The sequence below is a fragment of the Desulfuromonas sp. CSMB_57 genome (assembly GCF_020194955.2).
Classification (GTDB): Bacteria; Desulfobacterota; Desulfuromonadia; order Desulfuromonadales; family Syntrophotaleaceae; genus JAFCIY02.
The window spans coordinates 1-11,527 of record NZ_JAFCIY020000042.1 but is presented as its reverse complement, the minus strand read 5'-3'; the positions used below and the strand labels follow the sequence as shown (position 1 = coordinate 11,527).

At 60.7% G+C, this 11,527-nt stretch carries 8 protein-coding genes and 2 pseudogenes; 9 read left to right on the top strand and 1 reads right to left on the bottom strand.

What is annotated here, in order from left to right; translation table 11 throughout:
* The 6 genes and pseudogenes from JQN68_RS12300 to JQN68_RS12270 form a co-directional block, all read left to right on the top strand.
* A pseudogene (locus tag JQN68_RS12300) lies at positions 1–326 on the top strand (hypothetical protein); the annotation flags it as partial.
* Positions 327–434: 108 nt separating this feature from the next.
* Positions 435–782 carry a hypothetical protein gene (locus JQN68_RS12295; RefSeq protein ID WP_225073802.1) on the top strand — a complete coding sequence of 116 codons (348 nt, stop codon included), beginning with the start codon at positions 435–437 and terminating at the stop codon, positions 780–782.
* Between the two features lie 47 nt (positions 783–829).
* The gene (locus JQN68_RS12290) at positions 830–1,732 is read left to right on the top strand and encodes an ADP-ribose pyrophosphatase (protein ID WP_225073801.1); all 903 of its coding nucleotides are present in this window, start codon (positions 830–832) and stop codon (positions 1,730–1,732) included.
* 21 nt (positions 1,733–1,753) lie between these two features.
* On the top strand, positions 1,754–2,617 hold the full coding sequence (locus tag JQN68_RS12285; protein WP_225073800.1) for an EamA family transporter: 864 nt from the start codon (positions 1,754–1,756) through the stop codon (positions 2,615–2,617).
* A gap of 217 nt (positions 2,618–2,834) precedes the next feature.
* Positions 2,835–5,002: pseudogene (locus tag JQN68_RS12280) on the top strand (ribonucleoside triphosphate reductase).
* 6 nt (positions 5,003–5,008) lie between these two features.
* Positions 5,009–5,704, top strand: coding sequence for an anaerobic ribonucleoside-triphosphate reductase activating protein (locus JQN68_RS12270; RefSeq protein WP_249621216.1), 696 nt, complete (start codon positions 5,009–5,011; stop codon positions 5,702–5,704).
* A 78-nt stretch (positions 5,705–5,782) separates the two neighbouring features.
* On the opposite strand, the gene rdgC is transcribed toward JQN68_RS12270, so the two are convergent.
* Positions 5,783–6,949: a recombination-associated protein RdgC gene (gene rdgC, locus JQN68_RS12265; RefSeq protein WP_225073781.1), complete on the bottom strand. Its 1,167-nt coding sequence runs from the start codon at positions 6,947–6,949 to the stop codon at positions 5,783–5,785.
* A gap of 313 nt (positions 6,950–7,262) precedes the next feature.
* Here rdgC and JQN68_RS12260 point away from each other — a divergent pair, with 313 nt between their 5' ends.
* The 3 genes from JQN68_RS12260 (at position 7,263) to JQN68_RS12250 (ending at position 11,088) form a co-directional block, all read left to right on the top strand.
* Positions 7,263–10,082, top strand: a complete 2,820-nt coding sequence (locus tag JQN68_RS12260) for a GPMC system transcriptional regulator (RefSeq protein WP_225073780.1) — start codon at positions 7,263–7,265, stop codon at positions 10,080–10,082.
* 350 nt (positions 10,083–10,432) lie between these two features.
* The gene (locus tag JQN68_RS12255) at positions 10,433–10,717 is read left to right on the top strand and encodes a type II toxin-antitoxin system Phd/YefM family antitoxin (RefSeq protein WP_225073779.1); all 285 of its coding nucleotides are present in this window, start codon (positions 10,433–10,435) and stop codon (positions 10,715–10,717) included.
* Complete coding sequence (locus tag JQN68_RS12250) at positions 10,714–11,088, top strand: type II toxin-antitoxin system RelE/ParE family toxin (RefSeq protein ID WP_225073778.1); 375 nt, start codon at positions 10,714–10,716, stop codon at positions 11,086–11,088. Before JQN68_RS12255 ends, JQN68_RS12250 begins: the two co-directional genes overlap by 4 nt.
* Positions 11,089–11,527: the final 439 nt, after the last annotated feature.

The window sequence follows — 11,527 nt, the reverse complement described above, 5'->3', positions numbered from 1 at the left end:
AAGAACCGGCGCTGGAAGAACCGGCGCTGGAAGAACCGGCGCTGGAAGAACCGGCGCTGGAAGAACCGGCGCTGGAAGAACCTTTCGCGGCCGATTCCGAGGAGGAGCGACAACCGGAAACCGCTCCGTCGTCGGCACCATCGGTAGCGGTTGCTTCCCAGGCGGAGGCTGCTGCGGTGCTGTTGCCCCTGCCGGCCTCACCCGAACGTCCCGATGTGGCCATGGTCCGCTGCGGACGCTGTGGTCGCAAGATCGCCTATCCCAAACGGTTGTCCGGCAAGCCGGTTCGCTGCCCGGCCTGTCAGACCGGCTATACCCTGCCGTAGCTGGCTGGTCCGAGCACCCGACAAGCCTTCGGAACCGGTGGTCATTCAGGGCCCTGCAGAGTTTTCGGGGCGCCATATCTCAATGTTCTGGAAGGAGTGCAACACATCATGGATCTTGAAATCCGGCTTTTCGTGGTCGACGAACAGGGGGGCTTGGAGCCTCTGGATAAGGACAAATTCGATGGTGCGGTGGAACGTATCGTGCCCCTGCCGCAGTACCAGGGCCGGTGCCTGAAAATTATCGGCGCCATGATACAGAAGGCCGGCGGGCAGGCGGAGGTGCTGGAAGTTTACGGGCAATATGTCTGGATTGACAAAGACGGCTATGTCGATCAGGAAAAGCTGGCCGAATCCATTCGCCATACGGATAAAGATCTGGGCGAAGGCTACCATAATCCGTACATCTGGCAGCCTGACGAAAGTGATCTGGCGAAGATCCGGGCGGCCCTGGCCTGACCGGTGGTGATCATCCGTTTTTGAATCGCAATGTAACTGGAGACCATATGGAAAAGAAATCGAAATGCCCCGGCGGTTGGCCAAGTGTCTTCGCCACCGGCGGTACCGAAGGCAGCCGGGATTGGTTGAAAGGCAACCTGGAGGTGCATGTCGAACCCTTCCGCGCCCGGTTCGAATGGCCGGATGGTTATCCTCGGCGGATCAAGGTGTCCGACGACCTGCTGGACTGGGATACGCCTTATCCGGATTATGAGCCGCCCTATTTTGTCGCGGAAACGGTGTTGGCCAACGACGTCAGCATCAACCCCGCCGGCTGGGCCGATCCGGAGGATATCGCCCTGGTTGCCGAACTGCCCCGGGAAAGCTTCGAGGGCCCGCTGCTTTTCGACGCCCAGGGACGACCCCTGAATCCGCGCGGCCGCTGCGGTATCGCCGGTCGCGGCCTGCTTGGCAAGTGGGGACCGAATTTCGCCGCCGATCCCATCGTAACGCGCCTCAACAGCAAGTTCGGCGATGTCGAACTGTTGGCGGTGCAGCGCCGCGACAACGGCCTCTGGGCCATTCCCGGCGGCATGGTTGATCGTGGCGAAGAGGCAACCCGCACCCTGGTGCGGGAACTGGCTGAAGAAACCGGGGTGACCCTGGAAATGGGTCAGGGGCGCCTTATCTATCGGGGCTTTGTCGACGATCCCCGGACCACGGACCATGCCTGGATCGAAACCACGGTGCGGCATCTGCACTTGGATGAGACCACGGGCGCGGCGCTGGAGTTGCAGGCCGGCAGCGATGCCCGGCGGGTGAACTGGCTGCCCCTGACTGAAAAGAGCCTCGGCAAGCTCTATGCCGGGCACGGCTATTTTGTCGTGTCCGCCCTGGCCATGTTGCATCGCGAACAACCGGAATTGCTGCCCGAGAGCGTGGTGCAACTGCTGCAGAACTATTATCAGTAACTTTTTCGGAGCGACGCGCGCATGGCTCCCTGGTTCGTGATGGCGCTGCTGGCCCTGCTGTTTCTGGGTCTGCAGCGCTTTCTTTACAAGGTGGCCGCGGAGCGGGATGCCAGCACCGCTCTCACCACCTTGACCTTCATGGGCGGCGTTGCTCTGGTCAGTTGGCTGTTTTTTTTCGCCGACCCGCAGGCCTCGTCGCCGACCCCGGCACTGCTCGGCTGGGGGATCATTAATGGTCTGTCCTTTTTGGGCAGCGCCGTTTTTTCCATTGAGGCCCTCAAGCTCCTTCCGGCCAGCACGGTTTACACTTCCACCCGTCTCAGTACCGTCTTGGCAGCGGTTTTCTCCCTGCTGTATTTTCGCGATCCCCTCTCCTTGCGCCAGGCGGCCGGTATCGTTCTGGCCATGGCGGTCATGCTGCTGAATGCCCCCCGGCGCGGTGCGGCGAAGCAGTCATCCGAGGCCCGTTTCCGGCGCGGCCTGTTTTTGGCCCTGTTGGCGCTGTTGGCCGGCACGGTGGCGACCATTTCCAGCAAGTTCGCCGCCCTGGGGGTCGACAAGTTCGGGTTTATGGCTGTGTCCTATTCCGTCAGCGCCGCTGGTTCCCTGTTGCTGCGTCGCCGGGAACTGGGAGCGGCCCGCCAGGTCTCCTGGCGCCCGGCCCTGCTTCTGGGGTTGGCCATGGCTGCTCTGAACCTGGTTGGTTTCTACGCCCTGCTGGCGGCCCTCGCCGTCGGTCCCCTGGCCATCATTGCCCCCCTTACGGGACTGCATTTCGTGGTTGCCATTCTGCTTTCCCTGGTGGTCTTCCACGAACGTCTTGCGCCGCGCGAACTGGCCGGGGTGGTGCTTGCCGTGCTGGCCATGCTGCTGATGAAATCCTGAGTAATATCTGCCCGAATTTCCTGGCCGCCGGCGCCCTGCGGGACACCGGCAGAGGCTTTTTATCCACGAGCTATTCACAGCCTGTTCAGGGGCTTTGCACAATATGTTGTGTTTGCTTCCGACAAAATTCCCCAGATATAGTGTTCTTTGCCCTTGACAGCCCTGCTTGCTGTGCTACATTCACAGGCGTTGCAATTCCATCAGCAGGAGGCAGGGGATGATCGAGTACATACGCAAACGGGACGGCCGGCTGGTACCCTTCGAGCAGGATAAAATTGCCACCGCCATCAAGCGGGCGGTGCAGGCGGTCAACGGCACGGACATGGACAAGGCGGTCCAGATTGCCCGCGAGGTAGTGGGGATTCTGGAAGTCATCTACAAGGGCGGCCGGGTGCCGACGGTGGAAAACGTCCAGGACTTGGTGGAAAAAATCCTGATCGAGAAGGGCCACGCCAAAACCGCCAAGGCCTACATCCTTTATCGCAAGCAGCGGGAAACCCTGCGCCAGACCAAGGAATTCATCAAGGAATCCATCGACGCCATCGATTCCTACCTGACCCAGGAGGATTGGCGGGTCAATGAAAACGCCAACATGGGTTATTCCCTGCAGGGCCTCAACAATCACATTGCGGCCAACATCACCAGCAACTACTGGCTCAACAAGGTGTATCCGGCAGAAATCGCCGACGCCCACCGCAATGCCGATTTTCACCTCCACGATCTGGGCACTCTGGCGGTGTATTGCTGCGGATGGGATTTGCGCGATCTGCTGCTGCGGGGCTTTTCCGGGGCCTACGGCAAGATTGAAAGTGGTCCGCCGCGTCACTTTCGTACCGCCCTGGGGCAGGTGGTCAACTTTTTCTACACCCTGCAGGGCGAGGCGGCCGGGGCCCAGGCCTTCGCCAACTTCGATACCCTGCTGGCGCCCTTCATCCGCTATGACAAGCTGACCTATCGGGAAGTCAAGCAGTCGGTCCAGGAGTTCATCTTCAACATGAACGTGCCGACCCGGGTCGGTTTTCAGACCCCGTTCACCAACATTACCCTCGACATGGTTCCGCCGCGCAACCTGGCCCATGAGGCGGTGGTCTGCGGCGGCCAGCTGACCGATGACTGCTATGGCGAGTTTCAGGAGGAGATGGATCTCTTCAACCGCGCCTTCTGCGAGGTGATGATGGCCGGTGATGCCGCCGGTCGGATCTTCTCCTTCCCCATCCCGACCTATAACATTACACCGGACCTGGACTGGGAAAGCCCTCGTTTCCAGGCCATCTGGGAGATGACCGCCAAGTACGGCATTCCCTATTTCAGCAATTTCATCAACTCGGACATGGATCCCGAGGATGCCCGCTCCATGTGCTGCCGGCTGCGGCTTGACAATCGCGAGTTGCGGCGGCGCGGCGGCGGTCTGTTCGGATCCAATCCCCTCACCGGTTCCGTGGGGGTGGTGACCCTCAACCTGCCGCGGGCTGCCTATCTGTCCGACGGCAAGGAAGGGTTTTTTACCCGGATTTCAGGGCTCATGCGGCTGGCCTACCAATCCCTGGAGATCAAGCGCAAGCAACTCGAACGCCTGACCGAGGAAGGCTTGTATCCCTACAGCCGGTTTTACCTGTCCGGAATTCGGGAGCGCATGGGCCAGTACTGGGCCAATCACTTTTCCACCATCGGCCTGATCGGCATGAACGAGGCCTGCCTCAATCTCATCGGCGCCGGCATCGACAGCGAGCGTGGCCAGGCCCTGGCCGAGGAAACCCTCAATTTCATGCGATTGCAGCTGGAGGCGTTCCAGGAGGAGTCGGGTCACCTCTACAATCTGGAGGCAACCCCGGCCGAGGGTACCAGTTTCCGCCTTGCCAGTCAGGATCGCAAGCGCTACCCGGATATCATCACTGCCGGCCAGGACGAGCCCTACTACACCAATTCCACCCAGTTGCCGGTGGGCAGCACCGACGATATCTTCGAGGCCCTGCTGCATCAGGATGCTCTGCAGACCCTCTATACCGGGGGCACGGTGTTCCATGGTTTTCTTGGAGAACGCCTCGAGGATTGGCGCAGCGCCCGGCTGCTGGTGCAGCGCATCGCCGAGAACTTCCGTTTGCCCTATTTCACCCTCAGTCCGACCTTTACCATCTGCCCGGTACACGGCTACATTTCAGGCGAGCATTTCTGCTGCCCCCATCATCTCGAAACGGCCGCGGCCTGACGGTTTTTGGCCCAATATCAAGGAGGTAATCCATGGCGACCAAATGTGATGCGCGAACCGAAGTCTACTCCAGGGTGTGCGGATTCTTCCGCCCCGTCCAGCAGTGGAACCGCGGCAAGAAGGAGGAGTTCAAGGACCGCCGCGAGTTCGTCCTCGACCAGCGCCAGCCCGCTGATTGATCCGCCATGGGCGTCAAGGGCTTTCAGGGGACCAGCCTGCTGGATTATCCCGGCCATATCGCCTCCCTGGTGTTTTTCGGCGACTGCAACCTGAGTTGCCCCTTCTGCCATAATCCGGCTCTGGTGCAGGATGCCGGAGAGCTGGAAGACTATCCGCTGGCGGCGCTTCTGGAGCAACTGGAGCGTCGCCGCAGCTTTATCGACGGGGTGGTGGTGTCCGGCGGTGAACCGACCCTGAGCCGGCAACTGTTGCCTTTGCTGCGCAGCGTCAAAGCCTTGGGCCTGCTGGTCAAGCTGGACAGCAACGGTCTGAAGCCGACCGTGCTGAAAAAGGTCATCTGGGAAGGGCTGGCGGATCGGATTGCCCTGGACCTGAAGACTGCGCCGTCGCGCTACACGGAACTGCATGACGGACCGGTCGACCCAGGTGCGTTACTGGAATCCATCGCCTTGCTGCAAAGGGGCGGCGTGGAGGTGGAGTACCGTACCACCTGCGTGCCCGGCCTGGTCGGGTCGGAGGAGTTGCAACAACTGGGGGCCCTGATCCAGGGGGCCCCGAATTGGGTGCTGCAGCAGTTCGTGCCGCGTTACTGCATGGATCCCGCCTGGCGGGAGGTGTCGCCCTATACGGCGGCCCAGTTGGAGGAGTTGGCGGAATTGGCGCGGCAGTATGTACCGCAGGTGATGCTGAGAGGCCTGTAGAAGCCGTCCCCAGTCAAACCTGTTCCCGAGAAAGCCGCGGCTCTGGCCGCGGCTTTCTCGTTGACGGGGTAAAATCCCTCAGGGCATTGCCGCGTCGGCATCGCTGCCGGTCAGCGGCGGCTGCCAGTCGGCACCAAGCCGATATTGAAGGAAATCCAGCAGCAGACTGTCGAACAACTGCAGACCGGATTCCAGCAGATACATGCGTTCCAGAAATATCGCCTGCCGTTCCGTATCCTTATCCACCAGGTCGTCCTTTTCCAGCTTCACCCCCGGGCAGCGGAAGCCGCCGAACTGGAAGGTTTCTCCCTTGAGGGTCAGTTTCCACTGCCATTCCCCCTTCTCCAGGTAGAGGGTGGCCTCGCTGATGCATTTGCCCGTCTCCAAAGCAGCCAGGACTTCGTCGAAGCGGTCCTGGGGGCCGGCGGCGGTGATTTTCTGCAGGCCCTCGTCTCCGCTTCCGGACAGCACCAGGCGGTCGTTGAGGTAGGCGACAAAATCCTCTCCGGCCTGAGCCGGCCCGTCAGCCTGCACCCGGTAGCGGCCGCTGGCATCCAGGGTGCGATCCACCAGCCAGCGCAGAAAATCCCAGCCCAGCCAGAGGTTGTCGCGGATCTGCTCGAGCACCGCGTCGCTGGCGGCCCGATCGGCTGCGGCCAGGGCGCTGCGTCCGGCCTCGTCCAGCAGGCCGGCGGCCCGCGCCATGGGATGTACGGCGATCAGGCGCAAACCGTCGAAACTGGTCTTGAACAGGTTTTCAAACAGTTCCACCACCTGACTGTTGAGGGTGGCCAGGGTCAGCCGGCCGGTGCGGGTGTCCCAGACCGCATCGAAGGTGGCCGGTACCGGCAGGGTGCGGGCCAGCAGGGCGCCGCGCACCGCCTCGCGCAACTCTTCGCGCTTCGGCTTGGGCACCCGTTGCAGGCCGGGGTGCTCGGCGAGAAACTGCTGTTCGGCTCGTTCCAGGTGGGCTTTCAGCAATCCTGCGGGAACCCGGCGCCGGTCGCGGCGCAGACTGAAGGTCAGATAGTGGTCGCGGCTGTAGCTGCCGGGCAGGGCGAAGTCCGTCGCCTCGAAGTCGTCCAGCTGCACCCAGCCCACGGACTGTTCCTCGCTGCCGCCTTCGATGCTCTGAAAAGCATGCTGCTGGAGGCGGTTCCCGGCCCATTCCAACAGATTATCGGCCGGCAATGCTCCGACCACGGTGAACTGACAGATGCTCACGGTATTGGCCAGCAGGCCCATGGGCGATCCTCCTTGTTTGAGTATGGATAACTGTTCAGAAAAGGGGCTCGGGGCGCCTACGCCAAGGGTATCTGGCGCCCGGATGGCGTCGACCAAGCCCCAGGGATGGGTTCATGCGGTCCTCGGTGTGGAGGGTGTAGCCCCTTTTCCATCGCTGCTGAATAGTAACGGGTATCAAAGGTCTGCAACCTACCCCCATTGCCGGTCCGGTTCAAGCAAATAATGCCCGGGCCGAGGCAGGATCTTTTGACAGGGGCTCCGGTTTGGCTCTATACTCCCTGTGTAATAAATATACTCAATATGCGGAGGCAGCATGGATCCCTTCATCAGTGCCCAGTTGAATCTTTTGACCGCGCGCATCAACGGTTTCGGCAAGGAGTGCCTGGACGACATTCTCCATGCCCTGGTCAAAGCGGTGCATCTGGTCACCGGCCGCAACAGTTGCCGCATCTACCTGGAAGATCTGACCAGCGGCACCCTGATCTGCGCCCTGGCCACCGGTCGTCAGGCGGAAATGATCCGGGAGCGAACCTTCCCCATCAACACCACGGAATTTCCCGTCTCGCAGGTCTATCACACCCACGAAGAACTGCAGATTGGCGACGCCGCCGCCATGGACAATCTGATCATGCGCCAAATGGCGGAGCGCTTCGGGTTGCGGGCCACCTGTCATCTGCCTCTGGTGCACCGCGGCCGGGCAGTCGGTGTGTTGTGCGTCGACAGCAGTCGCAAGGAGCAGGTTTTGGCCGATGCCCCGGCCCGGCAGTTGCGGGGCTTTATCGACGGCGTCATGCCGGCCATCGATCAGGCGCGCCTGTATCATCAGCAGATCGTCCTGGCGCGCTGGGTGGACGAAGCCAAGAAGAAGGAGGCGGCCTTCTGCATGGTGCAGTCCGCCGTGCGTCTCATCGACAAGCTGGCCCTGGCGGCGGTGCTGGTCCCGACCCCCGTCGGGCCCGACAGCGGGGAGGAGTGCCTGCAGATTCTGGCCAGTTACGCCGACGTGCTGGAAGACCAACAGGCCTATGAAAATCAGCGCCTGATTCATCTCGGCCCCGGTAAATCCCTGCTGTCGCGCTACATCAACAGCGCCGGTGTCATCGTCGACGACACCCTCCTCGATCCCCTGTATTTTCCCTCCCTGTCCGGGGAACTGCTGCAGAAACGCTACCTGACCGAGGAACTGGGCCTGAAGTCTTTATACGTGGTGCCGCGCTATGACCCCCGCACGCGGCGGGTCATCTGCCTGGTCAACTACTATACCCGCGGCACCCACCGCTTCAGCGATTTTGAAAAAGGCCTGCTGGAGGCCCACGCGGAAATGGCCCAGCGGGTCATCCAGGAAATCGGCGACGAGCACATGGAGATCAAGGTGCTCTCGGAGATCAACGACCTGCTCAACGAAAAGCTCGAAGGCCTGCTGCCCTTCCTCAATCGGGTGCTGTCCAAGGCCACGGAACTCATCGGCGCCGATACCGGCAGCATCGCCCTGGTGCGCAAGGGCCAGGGCGAGCGCTGGCTGGTGGTGGAGGAGCCGGATGGAAAACTGGTGGGGGCCAAGAGCAAGCAGCGCCTCAAAAAGCATATTCCGCCCCTGCGCGTCGGCGGCGCCGAACTGCCCCCCGAGGAGCGCAGTCTGACCGGTTATGTGGCCCAAACCGGGCGGCCCTACCTGGTGGCCGATTCCGCCGAGGAAAAGCGCAACGGTGGCTTCTACCGGGAGATTACCGATATCATCAAGAGCGAGTTGGGGGTGCCGGTGATCTGCGATGACGAGGTGATTGCCGTCATGTGCCTGGACAGCCTGAAGCCCTATTACTTCACCGACGAGCACAAACGCATCCTGCAGATCATCAGCCGCATGATTGCCCGCCATGTTTCGGATCTGCTCTATATCGAGAAGCTGACCGGCGAGGTCAACCGCCTCGGCAGCGATTTCGGCTACAAGGATCCCAACGTATCGTCCTACAAGCTCGGCAACATCATCGGCAATTCGGACAAGGCCAACGAGATCGTGGAGTTCATCCAGCAGGTTACGCCGCCGCTGTTCAACCGCATCACCATGTGGTTCAACAGCGACGTGCGCGAGGCGACCCTGGGGCTGCCTTCCATCCTCATCACCGGCGCGACGGGCAGCGGCAAGGAATTCATGTTCAACAGCCTCTATTCGCGCCTCAACGAGATGTACCAGGAAAAGATCAGCGGCAAGAACGAGTTGCCGGTGAAAAAGACCAATATCGCCGCCTACAGCGGTGAGTTGACCTTTTCCGAACTGTTCGGTCACAAGCGCGGTGCCTTTACCGGCGCCCATGCCGACCGCAAGGGCATCCTGGAGGAGGCCCATGGCGGACTGGTGTTCCTGGACGAAATCGGCGACGCAGATCCGAAAACCCAGGTGCAGCTGCTGCGCTTTCTCGATAACGGCGGCTTTGTCCGGCTGGGCGAAAACCTGACCCGTTATGCCCGGGTGCTGCTGGTAGCGGCCACCAACCGCGATTTGGGCCAGTTGATCCGCGAGGGCAAGTTCCGCGAGGATCTCTATCACCGGCTTTCGGAGCTGGCCATCGAGGTGCCGTCCCTCAATGAGCGCCGGGAGGACATTCCCGATCTGGCCATGCATTTCCTCGGCAAGCTGTATCGGGTCTACAAAAAGCCGGAGGACAGCGACGAGGATGCCCCATTGCTCAGCCGGGCCGCCCAGGAACTGCTGTCCCGGCATTATTTCACCGGCAATATGCGCGAGCTGCGGACCATTCTGGTGCGGGCCCTGTTCAGCAGTAAGGGACGGGTCATCACCGAGGACAACATGGCCCGGGTGTTGGACTCCCTGGGTCCGCGGCGCGACCGGGAGGCCACCGAAAAACTGACCACCGAGGTGGCCCGGGAGTTGTTCGAACGCATCCTGCAGGGCGAAACGGATTTCTGGGCCGGCCTGCATCAGCCCTTTAGTGAAAAGCGCATTTCGCGGGACGTGGTGACCGCCGTCCTCGACCTGGCGCGCGGCCAGGGCGCCACCACCATGCCCCAGATAGCGGAGTTGCTGCGGGCCTGCCCCGAGCCCAACGGCAGCCAGGAAGACCAGCGGCAATTTTTCAAATTCAAGAATTTTCTCTACAAGACCGTGAAGATTTGAGGGAGTTGAATTGTTATGAAATTTGATGTTGAAAGTTGTGAAAATCTAGAGAAATCAAATGGTTGTCTTGATTGTCCTGCTCTGGGCAGGATTGTCTGTTGGCAAAGCTGATGCAGCTATTTTAATGGAGCATCAGCATAGCCTGTTAGTAACTGGGCCGACGAGAAGGCCGGAACTACTGTCTGGGTTCTGAAATAGGGCCTTCTATTGTCAGGTCTGACAGACGCAACCCTTGACCAACCTTTTTAGATAATGTGCGGATGGGGGGCATTGGTGCCGTCAAGTTGGTGCTTGTCGGAGTTGCACGAATCGGTTAATTTATAGATGTAACTTTAAGCCTGGGAGCCAACATGTCGATCACCAGCAAGGACATTGTCCCGCTCAAGGAGATGCGGGCGAGGTTGACGGAGCTTGCCGAAGAGGTCTGTCAGGGGCGGGAGAAGATCATTACACGTAACGGCAAGGCCTACGTGGCCCTGATCGATGCGCGCCGCCTTGACTACTACCACCGCCTGGAGCGGGAAAATATCCACCTCACCCTTCTTGAGGAGGCCGCCCGTGGCTGGGATGACGTCGAGGCGGGCGAGTTGTTGTCGGTGGCCGAACTCAAGTCCCGCTACGGTCGCAAGGAATGAGGCGCGCCACCATCCGCGCCACCCGCCACTTCGCCCGCAACCTTGAGGGCATCGAAGCCCTTCTTCGCGAGGTCGAAGCAGCGGCCGCCTTTGCCGCTCTGCTCGATGATCTGTTCGGTCAGGCCATCCCTGCTCTCGAACAATTCCCCGACCTCGGGACCGACTTCTTCCGTCGGCATCCCTCCACCCGCGAAGCTGCCCTGCTGGCCGGGACACTCCGGGAGCGCCTCGGCCCAGGGGCTGCCCTGCGCGAACTGGTGCGCGGCGACTACCTGATTCTTTATGCGCGGCGCGGCGATGCACTCTACCTGCTGGCCATCAAGCACCATCGGCAGCTTTCGTTCGATTTTCCGGAGCAGTGGCAGGACTGACGAAGGGATTGAAGGCGAGGGCGGAAGGCACTGCTTGCAGAACAAAGCCTTTCACTGTTTTCTCTGTCTGAGTCTTTATTCTCAAAACAGAATTTGACAAAATATCGATTATTTGCACAAAAATGCTCATATTTGGCAAACGGTCCGATTCTCCACGCAATACGGATAGTTACCCATGCCCGAGACACACCTCGAATATCTTCTGAATCTGTACAATCCATGTTGGGGGAACCGTAAGGGCTCTGGCGCAAGGACCTGCCCGATTATCGCCGGCCCTTGTCCCGCTGTCTGTTACGCCACCACCTCCCGACACGTAGAAGCCATGACTACCACTCCCCCCGCCGAATCCGCTCGGCGTTGTCCTTGAACCAGGCGAACAGGCCCAACTCGAACAGGGCGGTGTCGGTGAAGGAGTATTCTTTGGAGATGTTAGGGTCCC